Below are 16,121 nucleotides of genomic sequence, written 5' to 3'. Positions count from 1 at the left end.
ATCTATTACCATCAGTCAAAAAAAAGCCCACATTGTTGTGGGCTTTTTAAATCGATAAGACACTGTAATAAATCAAAAATCTCGATTAATTTATTGCTTCTATAGCTTTAATCGTTACAGAATGCGACGCAGTAAAAAGTCAGCTTTAAGGCGACGAATTCGGGTCATGATCTTCTTCACTGGCGCGGGATAGCTCTGTAAGGTATCCACTTGGCTGTAGTGATATAACCGCTGTGTGTGTTCCAGAATATGTGCCTGCTCGGCTTCAAACTGGGCTTTCCAGCAGCCAATTTCATCTTGGATCAACAAACCATTCTCAAGATCCAGCGCCCAAGCTCTTGGATTCAAGTTCGAGCCTGTGATCAAATGCTTATTACCGTCGGCACTGATGCCCTTGAGGTGATAACTGTTGATACCATGTTTCCACAAATGGATATTCAGCTGACCATTATCAATCGCCCACTGTTGGCGTTTAGCGAACTTACGCAATGATTGCTCATACATATAGGGCAATGCACCTATGGTTGAGAAATCCTGCTCTGGCGGAATATAAAAATCGTTAGCCGTCTTGTCGCCCACAACGATATCGATGCGTTTGCCATTGCGTAAATGCTTCGCTAAAGCGCGCACTAAAATGTACGGCGGATTAAAATAGGGCGTGCAAATAAACAGCGAGTCTTTTGACTCTTCCACCAAGGCGACAACCACTTTATTGAGCAAGTTTTTCTTACGTCCTAGCCCAAGTAACGGCGTGATGCGATTGCCATCACGGGTCTCCTTAAACTGATACTCAGCGTCAGACAGTCTCAGCTTAAAGCTACGCATATCCGTCTTTGGTGGTAGCACTTCTTGCTCAGCATCTTGCGTTAATGAACACACAGCTGGATCAGAAATGATATTTTTCTGGATCATCACGCGCATACTGCGGGCTAATTCGGCAGACTCAATCAAGTGATAACGATCGAAACGGTACTTATCGTGTTGTTGCAAATAGATATTATTGAGACTGGCACCGCTATAAATCACGGCATCATCGATAATAAATCCCTTAAGATGCAACACACCCATAAATTCACGGGATTTGACGGGTACACCTAAGATATCTATGGGATGTTCGGCTTCAGCCATAACTCTACGGTACATCAAATAGTTGCCGCTATCACCTTTATGGCCAATCAAGCCACGTCTCGCACGGTGAAAATCGACTAACACTTTGATATCAAGCGTTGGATTTGCCGCTTTGGCATCCATGAGGGCTTGTAATATCTCACGACCCGCTTCGTCATCTTCTAAATACAGCGCCGCAATATAAATACTGTGCTTGGCGCTCGCAATACGAGCGAGTAATTCTGCCTTGAAACGGCATGGCGTGAGCAACCACGTTAAAGCCTCGGGTTGAACGGCTATTCCACCAAGCTTATCTAGCAAGGCATCCTCCTTTAAACATGCTGACCACCCCGATAGGAAGCACTAGGGTTCAGTGATAAAAACATCACAGCAATATGTGTTAACTCTGGATAGGCCTCTGTCACTGCCAACCTGATCGTTTGTTCTACTTTAAGATGTATATCAGGGTCCTTAGGGAACCAGAGTAACTCAACTTGGACAAAGCGTTGATCAATTTTTCCATTTCGAAAACTGATGCTTGGGATCCAATCTAATGTGAAACTCTCTGCATTACCTTTACATATATCCGCCAATGACTGCAGTAATGTTTGGCTGAACGCTGCAACGACCGCTTGTGGTAAGCCGCGCATACTAATATGTGGCATGGTTTAGTTGTTACCTAAGAACCTAAAATCGTAAGGGGTAGAAATTACCGACTTCACCTCGTCTCGGCAAGACTTTTCTCCCAAAAGTCTTGTTAAACCTAACGGTTTTGCTGGTAATTTGACCTCACGCGATTTTATTCCACTTCAGTGCACCGATTTACCTAAAAATCTTCTTCATTTATCCTTGCTTGAAATCGCATTTTACGGCGAGTATTCTCGGCATTATTTGCACGTCCACACAATATGTTGCCCCTAAATAGGGGGATTTTTAACGCTACAAATCAGTCCAAATTTCACTGAACTGCGCCCAAAATGTCTGCCAAATCACAAAATAATCTTCAAACCCATTTCATTCACCCCGAATCCAGTGATTTAGCGTAAACTAAACCGCCTATTTGCGATTAGACCACACGATACAAGATTAAGACTATGAACAAAAAAATTCTGCTGACGTTAGCACTGACATTGCTGTTTGCTTGGGGTATTTTCCATTTTAAAACCCAGTTAGGGTTACTCATCCTGCCGTTGTTTATTGGGCTAGTATTGTTTGTTACCCTACGTTTATATCGCTTGATGGAAAAGGATGACGGCAGCAGTGAGGATTAACCGCACACAATACCAACCTAATCTTAATGATGTTTTGATAAAAATGGCCAATAGCTAACATGGAAACGTTACTGAAAACGACTCTATATGCCGGCCTGCTCCTAGCCGCAAGTCATAATATGGCCTATGCAGAGCAACATGATTCTAGGCCGATAAGTGCTCAAACCACTTCGCTTAGCCAAGCAATCAGCAAGATCAGCCCTCGACATTCACAAATCGCCTTACTGGCAATGGATATGTCGAACAATCAAGTGATCTATAGCCAACAAGCTGAGACCTTGTTTATTCCAGCCAGTACCCAAAAGCTGCTCACGGCAGTCAGTGCTATGGCTCAGCTTGGACCTGATTTTCGTTATGTCACACAATTATGGACAGATGCACCAATAAGCAAAGGCCATATCGCAGGCAGTGCTTATCTGCGTTTTAGTGGCGATCCCACACTCACTCAAGCCGATCTCAAGGCCATTTTTGCCAATCTCGTAAAACAAGGCATTAATCGCATTGATGGACATCTGTATTTGCTCGGCGATAAACAGGAACAATTGCAAGCTCCCGGTTGGGTATGGGATGACTTAGGTATTTGTTTTGCTGCGCCTGTATCTAGCTATATTATCAATCAAAACTGTGTCTATGGTCAGTTTAGCCCCAGCTCTACCAGCAAACCTTCACAGGTGAGTCTGCGTGCAGGAAGTTATGGGGTCAAAATCAGCAGCAATGCGGTGTTTGATCAAAAGGCGAGCCGCGAATTTTGCCAACTTGATATGGTCAGATTGGGTCAAAATCACTACCATTTACGCGGCTGTTACCCTGGCGGTGAGGCGATACCACTGGCGATTGCGGTCAGCGATCCGTTCAAATTTGCCCAAGATAACCTCACCTCCCTACTTAAAGGCGAGATGTCTCTTGCGGGTAAAGTACAACTCGGCACTAGCTTACCCCAAAAGGCAAAACTAATTGCCAGCCATAGCTCGGCGCCCTTACCTGAGCTGCTCGAGACTATGCTGCTCAAGTCAGATAATTTGATTGCCGATAGCCTTTTTAAGCAACTTGGTAAAAGTTATTTTAAGACCCAAGGCAGCTTTACCAATGGTGCCGCTGCCATGCAGCGAATTTTAACGAATTTAGGCATAGATTTGAGTAACGCCAATATTGTGGATGGTTCAGGATTGTCACGCTATAACTTGCTCAATGCCAAGCAGTTAGCCGCGGTGTTGGCGCTAATCCACCAAGATAGCCGCTTTAGTCCGTTAATCACGAGTCTGCCACAGGCAGGGATCAGCGGCACCTTAAGATATCGTATGGGCTACAACAAGCCGCCGCTTAAACAGCAAATTTTTGCTAAAACAGGCTCGATGCAAGGCGTGTCTAACTTAGCGGGCTTTATCCGTTTGCCCCAGCATAACGATACCTTGTTTGTAATCCTTGAGAATGGCATGAGTCCTGAATTGAAAAATCAACATAAACCCTCATTCAATGCCGAGTTTCTTAAACAATTGATTTCAGTGCTGCAACCGTCATCAACGACTGCGACTGTGAATACTGCGGCTCACTAGAGTCATTAATTAACTGCTACAGAGTAAAAAACTTGCACAAAAAAGCACTGAGTCATCAGTGCTTTTTCAGTTTTTATCTAAACGAATATACCGAAGCCTTGTTAAAACAACTCCGCAGGCATCGCCATAGTCGTCGCATCACCAGCTCTGACTTGAGCGATATGGTAATCCGCTTTTGGCAATAACTTATCAAAATAGAACTTAGCCAAATAGACTTTCTGCTCGGCGAAAGCGTTATCTTCATGATCCGCGACCTTATCGACCATAGCCAACCAGTAGAAACCATACAGGGTGTAACCAAAGGCATCTAAAAAGTCGACCGCACACGCATTAATAAGTGCAGGCTGAGCCACTTTGCGATCATTAACTGACTCGGCAACGATGACCAAGGCATCTAAACGTGCGCATACTGCCGCCACTTTCACCGCATCAACATGGGTGAATGCCCGCATTTGTGCCTTCAAGTCTGCCACAAATTCGTTTAATGCGGCTAAGTTATCGCCGGTGACTTTACGACCGAGGAAATCGATGGCTTGAATGCCATTGGTGCCTTCATAAATCTGAGCGATACGGGTATCACGAACTAATTGCTCAATACCTGTTTCACGAATATAACCATGTCCACCAAAGACTTGTTGCGCCATGATAGTCGCATCTAGACCCCGATCGGTTAAAAATGCTTTCGCCACTGGCGTTAATAAACCCACATAACGCGCCGCTTTAGCCTTAACCTCATCTTGGGCATATTTTGCTAAATCCAGCTGTTGTCCTGTAAACACAGACAAAGCACGGCCCGCTTCTGTCATCGCACGAATGGTCAACAACATACGGCGCACATCGCCATGGACAATAATGGGATCAGAATCACTGCCCGTCGGTGAGCCGCCAGCGGCAATGCCTTGATTACGCTCTTTAGCGTAATCGGCCGCCATCTGGTACGCCGCCTGCGCACTGCCAAGCCCTTGAATACCAATCGCTAAACGCTCATAGTTCATCATAGTGAACATGCATACGAGGCCGCGATTAGGCTCACCAATCAAGAAGCCTTGAGCTGCATCAAAATTCATCACACAAGTCGCAGAACCTTTAAGGCCCATCTTATGCTCGATAGACCCCACTGATACACCATTGGCATTGGCTAAGCTGCCATCGGTATTTACCGATATTTTAGGTACAAGGAAGAGTGAAATCCCTTTACTATCCGGTAGCTTAGCAAGCACTAAGTGGATGACGTTTTCAGTTAAATCATGATCGCCACCTGTGATAAAAATCTTGCTGCCCGTGATGGCATAACTACCATCATCCTGCGGTAAAGCTCGAGTGCGAATATTACGCAGATCAGAACCCGCTTGCGGCTCCGTCATATCCATAGCACCCGCCCATTCGCCGGAATATAACTTAGGCAAATAAGCTTGTTTCAATTCTTCGCTGCCGTGGGCATTGATACATAAAGCTGCCCCCGCGGTTAACGAGCCATAAAGCGTAAACGCATTACAAGCACTGTAAGCCATTTCGTCGACTAAGATCCCCAGCATCTTCGGCATCCCCATGCCACCAAATTCAGGATCGCCACACAAACCAATCCAACCGCCCTGGGAATACTGCTCATAAACGGCTTTGTAACCATCAGGGGTAATCACTTGATTGTCTTGATGTAACACGCCCTGCTCATCGCCCGTCCGGTTCAGTGGATGGATCAACTCACTGCTGATCTTGGCTGCTTCTTCCAAAATGGCATTAGCTGTGTCGATATCGACCATTTCTGCAATCTCAGGCAATTGTGCCCAAGTGTTTGGAGCATCAAATACCTGTTCCAGTAGGAAACGCATATCCGTCAACGGGGCTTGGTAAGGATTCATTGGTAGACTCTTAAACGTAGGATTAAAACAGTTGTTTTAATTTATACCAGTTCACTGTAGAAAACAATCTCATTACAAATACAGCTGTGAACAATATAAAAGTATGCGAGCTAAATATAAATTTAACCCATAAAAAAACCCTTAAGCTTGAACTTAAGGGTCTCTATTTTATAAGCTTTACCACAGTGTTGTCGCAGCGTTAGCTCACAAGCTTGTGGCAATTACCACATTAAATCATCAGGAATTGCATAATCCGCATAGGGATCATCTTCAACGACCACAGCTTTAGATTCATCCTGTTGCCACAGATAACCACACCACTGCGGCACCAGCAGTTTCACTCGCTCGGCTAACTTATGTGGTACTAAGTAACTCTTATCTTCGTAACGTACTATGCCTAACTGCCCTTTAAGCAATTCTGCCTGCAGTTTTTCATCTATGTATAAAGAATAGATTTTATTATCAAGAGTATAGTTAAATTTCACTTCAGCATAAGCTGGGATCTTTATCGCAGACTTAGTGAACTCAGTGATTAAACCGCGCACCTGTCCACGCTCAGATGCCTCTGCAAAACGTTGCTCGTTCAGCGCTTTATCTTTTTGCGCCTGCAACCGTTTTTGCTCAGCCACTTCTTGCTTAAAAGCACTGGAGCCATCATCTATTCGTGATTTTTTATCACGGCGTTTTTGAGTCTTAACGTCACGAACTTTTTGTTTACTGGCAAGCCCTGCTTTGAGTAGCTGCTCTTGTAATGCATTAGCCATGGATCATTACCTACTTAATTTCTATAAAATCAAAGTTCTCGATTTTGAATATCAATAATCTAAAACCAAACTACATTTTTGCGGCCAGTTCGCCAAGCTCTGTCATCGCTATACTGGCGCCACCAAGTGACCAACCGCCATCAACCGGCAACACAACTCCCGTAATATAGGAAGCTAATTCAGAGCCTAAGAATAGCGCGGCATTGGCGATATCCTGACCTGCGCCGTTGCGTTTTAGCGGAACGGATTGGGCAACCTTTTGCTGTAATGCGGCGCTGGGGGCAAGGCGATTAAAACCTTCAGTATTGGCGATGGGGCCAGGCATAATCGAATTAATTCTCAGCCCTTCACAGCCCCACTCTAACGCTAAGGTTCGCGTCAGCATATCCACACCCGCTTTAGCCGCACACACATGAACTTGCATTGGCATAGCGATCGAAGCCTGCGGCGCCGAAATCTGGATAATATTGCCATTGGGGCGACGCAGCAAAGGATAAGCCTGCTTTAGCACTTGAAAACTGCCGAGCAAATCAATGTCCATCACCGACTTAAAACCATTGGCCGAAAGCTTTGCGGCGCTGGCAGGGAAATTCCCCGCCGCGCCGCTTACCAGCACATCGATAAAACCAAACTCAGAAGCGATTTTATCAAAACCGACTTCAAGGGCGCTAAGATCGCGCACATCAAAACTCACACCCAAATGAATACCGTCAGGATTGGCCTGTTGCAACTGCAATACCGCGGCATCGATTTTATCTTGACTGCGGCTCGCAACGGCCACATTTGCGCCAGCCTGTGCGAACGCAATGGCAATCGCGAGATTTATCCCACTGGTTCCTCCGACAACGACAACATTCTTACCTTGATAGTTAAACATCGTAGCATTAAACATGGGCGTTCTCCGTGAACAGTGAGATATGCACTCAGGGTGTGATTAATTATTTTATGTTGTCATTCAAGATACTATTTCAACTTTTATCAATCATATCAAGGATACCAACCAGCAATTCCAAGCCTTTTTTATTTAAACGACGGTCAAACAAACCGAGATTTAAACGGCTAGTGTGGCGTCTATGCCAATGATTGGTGAATCGCTTGCAATGCCGCTAACGGATCGGCGGCTTTGGTGATTGGACGGCCAATCACTAGGTAATCTGAACCCGCTGCTATCGCTTGAGGTGGCGTCATCACCCGGTGTTGATCGCCAGCATCACTGCCAACTGGGCGGATCCCCGGCGTCACGAGCTTGAAATCCTGACCTAACAGTGATTTCAAGGCTGTTGCTTCTTGGGCTGAACACACCACGCCGTCGAGTCCTGCTTGCTGCGTGAGCTTAGCTAAACGTTGCACATGCTCAAATGCAGGCACATTGATACCGAGTAATTTAAGATCGTCATCACTCATCGAGGTTAATACCGTTACCGCGATCAGCATAGGCGCTTTATCGCCGTAGGGCAGTAAGGCCTTTTTTGCCGCCTCCATCATGGCTAAACCACCACTGGCATGCACGTTTGTCATCCAAACGCCAAGCTCTGCGGCTGCGGCCACAGCTTTAGCGACTGTGTTGGGAATATCGTGAAATTTTAAATCGAGGAATAAATCAAAACCACGATCATGGATATCTTTCACCAATTGCGGGCCAAACAGGGTAAACATTTCTTTGCCGACTTTAAGGCGGCACATGTTGGGATCGAGTTTGTCTATCAGTTGTAAAGCGTGGTTTTTATTATCGTAATCAAGCGCTACGAGGATAGGTTTAGTCGTCATCATCTCTCCAACAGAGTTACACTAACTATAGATATTATCTTATTTACTCGCCGTCTAAGCCTCTGATCCGCTTGATACTGCCCCAATTTTTGCAAGAAGGACAATGCCAGTAAAGCGCATGTGAAGGAAAACCACACTCCTTACAACGGTAACTCGGACGGAATTTAATTTGTTGCTCAACGAGCTGCTCTAGCATAGTTAAACTCTGCTTAGCTTGCCCTTCTTCGGCTTGGCGCAAATGCATCTGCATCAAGTGCTGAAAACCTTTCATGGTCGGATGGCGATATAACGCATCGAGCACCATGGTCTCTGCCGCTTTAATCTCATCAAGACTTATCATGTGCTGCGCTAAGGCGACAACCACTGATGCACCCGCACCATCGGCCATGGCCCCTGCGAGTAACTCTTGAAAGCCTTCTTTATCTTGCGTGTCGCGATAAACTTGTTTAGCCGTTGGAATCGCATCGGCAAAAAGCTCGATATCGGCTTTTTTCAGTTGCAGCAGCATTTGCTTACACTGGGCATAATCTTGAATATCGAGGAATTTTTTCGCTAGGGTCAATAATGCACGACCGCATTGGGGATCTTGCTTCAGCGCTTGCTGTAGCAGTTTAATTTTCTGCGCGTCATCACTGGCTTCATCGGCTAACTGGCAATAGAAATGCGCCGTTAACGGCTTTAAAACTTGCTGACGTTTACGACTCAAACGCTTAGTGATATCAATGGCTTTTTGCCACTCTTTAATCACTTGATAGATAGCAATCAGCTGTGTTTCAGACTCTTCACTGTGATCGTCTTGGCTGACCAAGTTGATAAAGATTTCTTCAGCTCTGTCATAAAAACCTGCTGCTAGATAATCTTTACCCAACTCCATCATAGCGATGTCACGCTGCTCATTGGTTAATGTAGGCCGCGCGATTAAATTTTGATGGATACGAATAGAGCGGTCGACCTCACCTCGCTTACGGAACAGCGAACCGAGTGACAGATGGGTATCGATGGTTTCATCGTCAACATCTAGCATACTGATAAACAAATCGACGGCTTTATCCGATTCGTTCGACAGTAAGAAATTGAGACCAGTAAAATAATCCCGGCTCAATTGTTTACGTTGATTACTTTGATTCTGCCTTATGCTCCGTCGTCCCATATACCAACCATAGGCGGCAGCAATGGGAAGCAACAGAAAGAGGATCTCAAGCATATTAGGCGTCTACATCCTGAGGGATTTTAGCGATCACTTGATTTAGTTTCTTTTTAGTTGCCGCTAAACTTAATTTCAAGCGAACAATATAGTAGCTAGCAAATAACCAACTCAAAATAAAACCAGCAAAAAAGACAATCGCTAAGACAACAGGTAAACGATATTCACCCTGTGCGACAAAATAGCTGATGGTCACCACTTGTTCGTTACGCGCGCCAAAAATCAACGCCAAAATAAATAACAGTGCCACAAGCACAGTTGCTACAAATGATTTCACGCTGCACTCCCTAAACGCGTTTCAATTTAATGATTATCCAAGAAATTTACTAAGCTGACCAGCATTGCCTTGCAATAGATACAAAAAAGCCTCCTAACGGAGGCTTTTTACTATGCGGTCAATCACACATTAACGGCGTCAACACGCTCGCGCAGTTCTTTGCCTGGCTTAAAGTGCGGGACGTATTTACCTTCCAAATCGACTGATGAACCAGTCTTTGGATTACGGCCAGTCCGCGGTGCACGATAGTGAAGCGAGAAACTACCAAAGCCACGGATCTCAATACGATCACCGCTTTCTAATGTTGTTGCCATTTGCTCCAACATTTCTTTGATTGCGCCTTCAACCTCTTTCGCCGACAGCTGCGACTGCCTGGTGGCGAGTTTTTCGATAAGTTCAGATTTCGTCATCCTAGCTATCCCCTATTATCAAGCCAAACACAGTCGCCTAATGGGGAGAGATGTCTCCCCAAACAACAGGCGATTATTTACGAGCTGCTTTAAACGCTTCAGCCATTGCATTGCTAATAACAGCGTCATCTTGTTTGTTCAGAGTCGCCATTACTTCTTTCTCTTCAGCTTCGTCTTTCGCTTTGATTGACAGGCTGATAGAGCGGTTCTTACGGTCAACACCCATGAACTTAGCTTCGATTGCATCACCTACATTATAGACAGTAGATGCATCTTCGATACGTTCACGTGAAATGTCAGCTACACGGATGTAACCTTCAACAGTGTCAGCCAGTTCAACAGTCACACCTTTAGCATCAACAGCAGAAACAGTACCGTTTACGATAGTACCTTTCTTCTTGTCAGCCAAGTATGCGTTGAATGGATCATCTTCAGTTTGCTTAACACCTAAGCTGATGCGCTCACGCTCTGGATCTACAGACAGAACCACTGCATGGATTTCATCGCCTTTCTTGTATTCAGAAACTGCGTCTTCGCCAGTACCGTTCCAAGAAATGTCAGACAGGTGAACTAGACCATCGATACCGCCGTCAAGACCGATAAAGATACCGAAGTCAGTGATTGACTTGATCTTACCAGAAACCTTGTCGCCTTTGTTGTAACGAGTTGCGAAGTCATCCCATGGATTGGTCTTACATTGTTTCAGACCTAGAGAAATACGACGACGCTCTTCATCGATGTCTAGAACCAGAACTTCAACTTCATCACCTAAGTTAACCACTTTAGATGGGTGAATGTTCTTGTTAGTCCAATCCATTTCAGAAACGTGAACCAGACCTTCAACGCCTTCTTCGATTTCTACGAAGCAACCGTAGTCAGTTAGGTTAGTAACGCGACCAGTTAAACGTGTGTTTTCTGGGTAGCGTTTGCTGATTTCTAACCATGGATCTTCGCCAAGTTGTTTCAGACCTAGAGACACACGAGTGCGCTCACGATCGTACTTCAGTACTTTAACGTTGATTTCATCGCCAACATTGACGATTTCTGATGGATGTTTAACACGTTTCCACGCCATATCTGTGATATGTAGCAGACCGTCAACACCACCTAAATCTACGAATGCACCGTAGTCAGTCAGGTTCTTAACGATACCCTTAACTGCTTGACCTTCTTGCAGGTTTTCTAACAGTGCATCACGCTCAGCGCTGCTTTCTGATTCGATAACTGCACGACGAGAAACAACAACGTTGTTACGCTTCTGGTCTAGCTTGATAACTTTGAATTCTAATTCTTTGTACTCTAAGTGAGCGGTGTCGCGAACTGGGCGCACGTCAACTAGAGAACCTGGTAAGAAGGCACGGATACCGTTTAATTCAACAGTGAAACCGCCTTTAACTTTACCATTGATGATACCGATTACAGTTTCAGCATCTTCATAAGCTTTTTCCAGAACGATCCAAGCTTCATGACGTTTCGCTTTTTCGCGAGACAGTTGAGTCTCACCGAAGCCGTCTTCAACAGAGTCAAGAGCTACGTCAACTTCATCGCCAACTTGAATTTCTAAAACGCCTTGAGCGTTTTTGAATTGTTCAGCTGGGATTGGGCTTTCAGACTTCAGACCCGCGTCAACCAGTACCATACCGTTTTTGATTGATACAACAGTACCACGAACGATAGAGCCTGGACGGAATTCCAGAGTTTGAAGGGATTGTTCAAATAGATCAGCAAAAGATTCAGTCATGTTTAGGTTACTTTCTTTATTAAACCACTGTCCGTCCTAGACGTGGAGTCAGTCAAATTATCCGTATCATCCTTAATACGAATACCTATCCGGTGGGCTAACTTAGTTAGTGCCGGATAATTTTTGGTTGATAAAGTTAAGCGCAAGCGCCAGTACTTCATCAATACCCTTACCGCTAGTATCGATAATGAGCGCGTCATCGGCGGGGACTAAAGGAGCCACCGGACGATTCATATCGCGGTCATCACGTTCGATAATTTCACTTAAAAGGCGCTCGATATTAACATCGAAGCCCTTGTCCTGCAACTGATTATAGCGTCTTTGGGCACGCTCTTCAGCTGAGGCGGTTAAATATAATTTTGCCGGTGCACTTGGGAAAACGACTGTTCCCATGTCACGACCATCGGCAATTAATCCTGGCGCCGTTTTAAAGGCCCGTTGGCGACGTAATAAGGCTTCTCTCACCCGTGGAAAGGCAGCGACTTTTGAAGCGGCATTCGAGCACTCTTGGGTGCGAATGTCGTTGGTGACGTCTTCACCTTCCAATATCACTTGAACCGGATCTTTATCATTGCCTGTTAGAAACTTCACATCCAGATGTGCCGCTAACAACGTGATAGACTCTTCATTTTCCAGTTCAACGTTATGATGAATTGCTGCAAGCGCAAGAACTCGGTAAATGGCACCACTATCAAGTAGTTGCCAACCTAGATGCTGAGCCAATAATTGACTAATTGTACCTTTGCCAGCACCACTTGGGCCGTCGATTGTGACTACAGGAGCCCGTTCAGACATACATTCCTCCGCAAAAAATAACCATCATCCGTGAGTTCATCAAGTGAGCCCCCGAAAATGAGCGCGCAGCATTGTACAACAAAAGACAAACAAAATCCGTGGATTTTTTATGAAGATTAGCAGCCGCACAAATACGGCTTGCTATTCTTGACATCGATGGTTGTAACAATGACGAAACAAACAGACTTAGCCTTGCAGGCTCGCAAACTGCTTAAAGTAGTCAGGGAATGTTTTAGAAGTACAATCTGGATCATTGATGGTGATACCGCAATCGGCAAATGCCAGCATAGAAAAGCACATGGCCATGCGGTGATCGTTGTAGGTATCAATTTCAGCGGTGTTAATCACGGCTGGCGGGGTGATTTTAATGTAGTCATTCCCCTCTTCAACCTCGGCGCCCACTTTACGTAATTCCGTCGCCATAGCCGCTAACCGGTCGGTTTCTTTAATACGCCAGTTATAGATATTACGAATAACCGTCGTGCCTTTAGCAAATAACGCGGCCGTTGCAATGGTCATGGCCGCATCGGGAATATGGTTCATGTCTAAGTCGACGGCAGTTAATTGGGAGCCGCGGGCAATAATATAGTCATCGCCCCACTCGATATCTGCGCCCATTTTTTCGAGCACATCGGCAAATTTTACATCGCCTTGAATACTCAAACGACCCACACCCGTGACTTTGACTTCGCCGCCCTTAATCGCCCCTGCCGCGAGGAAATACGATGCCGATGACGCATCGCCTTCTACCAGTACTTTACCCGGTGATATATAACGCTGGCCTGCAACAATCTCAAAACGCGCGTAGTCATGGTTAATGACGTTAACACCGAACTGCGCCATCAAGGCGATAGTAATATCGATATAAGGCTTAGAGACTAACTCGCCTTTGACATGGATATTGACGCTGCCCTTAGCAAGCGGCGCAACCATCAACAAAGCCGTTAAAAACTGGCTCGATAAATCGCCTGCAATTTCAACATCACCGCCATTAAGGCCAGTGGCATTAATCGTCAGTGGCGGGAAACCGTCATTTTTAAGATAAACAATATTGGCACCGAGTTGCCTTAAGGCATCGACTAAATCGCCAATCGGACGCTCTTCCATACGTGGTTCGCCCGTGAGAGTAAATTCACCTTGGCCTAAGGTTAAGGCGGCGCATAAGGGGCGCATTGCGGTACCCGCATTGCCTAAAAACAATTCCTGCGCGGATACTGAGGAAATCACACCGCCTAAGCCATCGAGTTCACACACAGTATTGTTTTGCGATAAACGGTAGTTCATCCCTAACTGCTTGAGGGAGGCCAACATGTGGCGGATATCATCTGAGTCGAGCAGATTGGTGAGCGTGGTCGTACCTTGGGCTAAGGTGGCCAATAATAAGGCTCGATTTGAAATACTTTTTGAGCCCGGAATATTGATTTCACCGCGGACTTGCACAACAGGTTCAAGACGTAATTGCTTCATGAATAAATCTTCTTTCTCTATAGGGCGTCATCATCACGATCACGCGGACTGAATACGCAAAATGGCAACTTCACGCTACAGCGCGTCAAGTTAAGATTACAAATAAAAGGAGATTGGGGCCTTGTTGGTGCTTCGTCGTTATAAAATTACCGATTGTCGCTAAGGATTCAACCGTTTTTTCGAGAAAAATGGCATTTTGGTCAGATTATTTGCTGAGAACAGTGTAAAAATAACAAAAACGCAAAATTTAAGCGGTTAATTTATGATTTAACCGTATTTTTGGCAGGCTTTTTTGCCAAGATAACTGGCGTGTAATCACAGTTTTCACTTTAATTACTTTACCTTTCCGCGCTATTCTAGCCTCCAAACGATAAATAACGCATATCTGATACGAACAATCACGTTTGCACTATAACCAGAAAGGTAGATGGAGCTATGTTTAACTCACTCATCGCAATGCCAGCAGATCCCATCCTTGGCTTGTTGACTCAGTACCGCGAAGACACCCACCCGCAAAAAGTGGATTTAGGTGTGGGCGTTTATAAAGACCCTACAGGCGTGACCCCGATCCTGAGCTGCGTGAAAAAAGCCGAGAAATTCCGTCTCGATACCGAAACCACTAAAGTGTATATCGGTCCAACCGGCTCGCCACAATTCAACACCTTGATGACGGAATTAGCCTTTGGTGCTGGTCACAGTGCCATCATAGCTAACCGTATCCGCACTGTATCGACACCCGGTGGTACTGGCGCACTGCGCGTGGCCGGTGACTTTATCAAGCGCTGCAACCCGAATGCGGTATTATGGGTAAGCGACCCAACTTGGGCAAACCACATCGGTTTGTTCGAAGCGGCTGGCATTACTGTTAAAACCTATCCTTACTATGACTACGATAGCAAATCATTGAAATTTGATGAGATGCTTGCCGCATTATCGCAAGTAAGTCCTGATGATGTGGTGTTATTCCATGCCTGTTGCCATAACCCAAGCGGAATGGATTTAACCACAGAGCAATGGGATAAAGTGGTTGCCCTGACAAAAGATCAAGGCTTTACGCCGCTGATTGACATGGCCTACCAAGGCTTTGGTGATGGCGTTGATATTGATGCCTACGGTGTGCGTCATATGGCGGCAGCGGTCGATAATATGATCCTGTGCAGCTCATGCTCGAAAAACTTCGGTTTGTACCGTGAGCGTATCGGTTCGTGTTCTGTGATTGCCAAAGATGCCAATACCGCCAATGTCGCGCAATCTGTACTACTTTATGTGGTTCGCTGCCTTTACTCTATGCCACCTGCCCATGGCGCGGCGATTGTTGAGACGATTTTAGGATCAAAAGAATTAACCCAAGAATGGCTTGATGAGCTGAAAGTGATGCGCGATCGCATCAACGGCAACCGCGCCATCTTAGTGGATAAACTTAAAGCCAATGGCGTAAACCGTGACTTTAGCTTTATCGCCCGCCAAAAAGGTATGTTCTCTTTCCTTGGGGTGGCTCCAGAGCAAGTGGCGCGCCTACAAAAAGAATTCAGCATCTATATGGTAGGTTCAAGCCGCATCAGTATTGCTGGGATCAGTGAAGATAACGTTGATTACTTAGCCCAATCGATTGCTAAAGTGCTTTAAGCCGCTGAGTTTATCTGAACCGCTCACTCTGCTGTATTCCCGCAATAAAGGAATACAGCAGAGTTCATTTACCGCCTCAAGTGTTAAATTTTTTAATCATCCCACCCGATCAGTTTTGGCAGTTTATTATCCTCTATTTCATATCCCCAATATGACAAGCAAGGCCACGTCTCACTGTTCAAGCATTTATTTTTAATCGTAAAACCACATTCTAGCGATTTTGACATCGCGGCTTTATCGCAATAAGCCACAAATTGTGACCTCAGTCGGCGGATTTCCA

The 16,121-nt window shown here is 45.4% G+C and carries 14 protein-coding genes and 1 pseudogene; 3 read left to right on the top strand and 12 right to left on the bottom strand.

What is annotated here, in order from left to right:
* Window positions 1-114 precede the first annotated feature (114 nt).
* Together pssA and RA178_RS11210 are read right to left on the bottom strand one after the other, a co-directional pair.
* The gene (pssA, locus tag RA178_RS11215; RefSeq protein ID WP_306685370.1) at window positions 115-1,428 is read right to left on the bottom strand and encodes a CDP-diacylglycerol--serine O-phosphatidyltransferase; all 1,314 of its coding nucleotides are present in this window, start codon (window positions 1,426-1,428) and stop codon (window positions 115-117) included.
* Window positions 1,429-1,439: 11 nt separating this feature from the next.
* Window positions 1,440-1,772 (bottom strand): DUF1904 domain-containing protein, encoded by a 333-nt coding sequence (locus RA178_RS11210; RefSeq protein ID WP_028759882.1) that lies wholly within the window; start codon window positions 1,770-1,772, stop codon window positions 1,440-1,442.
* A 429-nt stretch (window positions 1,773-2,201) separates the two neighbouring features.
* Here RA178_RS11210 and RA178_RS11205 point away from each other — a divergent pair, with 429 nt between their 5' ends.
* Both RA178_RS11205 and dacB read left to right on the top strand, forming a co-directional pair.
* Window positions 2,202-2,378 (top strand): hypothetical protein, encoded by a 177-nt coding sequence (locus RA178_RS11205; RefSeq protein WP_006081710.1) that lies wholly within the window; start codon window positions 2,202-2,204, stop codon window positions 2,376-2,378.
* A gap of 59 nt (window positions 2,379-2,437) precedes the next feature.
* Window positions 2,438-3,931 carry a D-alanyl-D-alanine carboxypeptidase/D-alanyl-D-alanine endopeptidase gene (dacB, locus tag RA178_RS11200; protein WP_306685369.1) on the top strand — a complete coding sequence of 498 codons (1,494 nt, stop codon included), beginning with the start codon at window positions 2,438-2,440 and terminating at the stop codon, window positions 3,929-3,931.
* A 101-nt stretch (window positions 3,932-4,032) separates the two neighbouring features.
* On the opposite strand, the gene RA178_RS11195 is transcribed toward dacB, so the two are convergent.
* The 10 genes and pseudogenes from RA178_RS11195 to aroA form a co-directional block, all read right to left on the bottom strand.
* Entirely contained in the window at window positions 4,033-5,790 is a 1,758-nt protein-coding gene (locus tag RA178_RS11195; RefSeq protein ID WP_306685368.1) for an acyl-CoA dehydrogenase family protein, read from the bottom strand.
* Between the two features lie 221 nt (window positions 5,791-6,011).
* Window positions 6,012-6,554: a DUF2058 domain-containing protein gene (locus RA178_RS11190; RefSeq protein ID WP_306685367.1), complete on the bottom strand. Its 543-nt coding sequence runs from the start codon at window positions 6,552-6,554 to the stop codon at window positions 6,012-6,014.
* 70 nt (window positions 6,555-6,624) lie between these two features.
* Complete coding sequence (locus RA178_RS11185; protein WP_028759878.1) at window positions 6,625-7,446, bottom strand: SDR family oxidoreductase; 822 nt, start codon at window positions 7,444-7,446, stop codon at window positions 6,625-6,627.
* Between the two features lie 179 nt (window positions 7,447-7,625).
* Window positions 7,626-8,321: an orotidine-5'-phosphate decarboxylase gene (gene pyrF, locus RA178_RS11180; RefSeq protein ID WP_306685365.1), complete on the bottom strand. Its 696-nt coding sequence runs from the start codon at window positions 8,319-8,321 to the stop codon at window positions 7,626-7,628.
* Between the two features lie 43 nt (window positions 8,322-8,364).
* Window positions 8,365-9,525, bottom strand: a complete 1,161-nt coding sequence (gene lapB / locus RA178_RS11175; protein WP_113940394.1) for a lipopolysaccharide assembly protein LapB — start codon at window positions 9,523-9,525, stop codon at window positions 8,365-8,367.
* A gap of 1 nt (window position 9,526) precedes the next feature.
* A complete protein-coding gene (locus RA178_RS11170) occupies window positions 9,527-9,802 on the bottom strand; it encodes a LapA family protein (RefSeq protein ID WP_028759876.1) in 276 nt (91 codons plus the stop codon).
* Window positions 9,803-9,924: 122 nt separating this feature from the next.
* Window positions 9,925-10,212, bottom strand: coding sequence for an integration host factor subunit beta (gene ihfB / locus RA178_RS11165; RefSeq protein WP_006081718.1), 288 nt, complete (start codon window positions 10,210-10,212; stop codon window positions 9,925-9,927).
* A 73-nt stretch (window positions 10,213-10,285) separates the two neighbouring features.
* Window positions 10,286-11,956 (bottom strand): annotated as a pseudogene (rpsA, locus tag RA178_RS11160) (30S ribosomal protein S1); the annotation flags it as partial.
* Window positions 11,957-12,055: 99 nt separating this feature from the next.
* Entirely contained in the window at window positions 12,056-12,748 is a 693-nt protein-coding gene (gene cmk / locus RA178_RS11155) for a (d)CMP kinase (RefSeq protein WP_028759874.1), read from the bottom strand.
* A gap of 186 nt (window positions 12,749-12,934) precedes the next feature.
* The gene (gene aroA, locus RA178_RS11150) at window positions 12,935-14,215 is read right to left on the bottom strand and encodes a 3-phosphoshikimate 1-carboxyvinyltransferase (protein WP_263138859.1); all 1,281 of its coding nucleotides are present in this window, start codon (window positions 14,213-14,215) and stop codon (window positions 12,935-12,937) included.
* Between the two features lie 435 nt (window positions 14,216-14,650).
* Between aroA and RA178_RS11145 the strand changes: the two genes are divergently transcribed.
* Window positions 14,651-15,841, top strand: coding sequence for an amino acid aminotransferase (locus RA178_RS11145; RefSeq protein WP_306685364.1), 1,191 nt, complete (start codon window positions 14,651-14,653; stop codon window positions 15,839-15,841).
* The last annotated feature ends 280 nt before the right edge of the window (window positions 15,842-16,121 follow it).

It is taken from the genome of Shewanella oncorhynchi (assembly GCF_030848765.1).
In the GTDB taxonomy this organism is placed as follows: Bacteria; Pseudomonadota; Gammaproteobacteria; order Enterobacterales; family Shewanellaceae; genus Shewanella; species Shewanella oncorhynchi.
The sequence above is the reverse complement of the archived record's forward strand: the minus strand, read 5'-3'. Positions and strand labels throughout refer to the sequence as shown.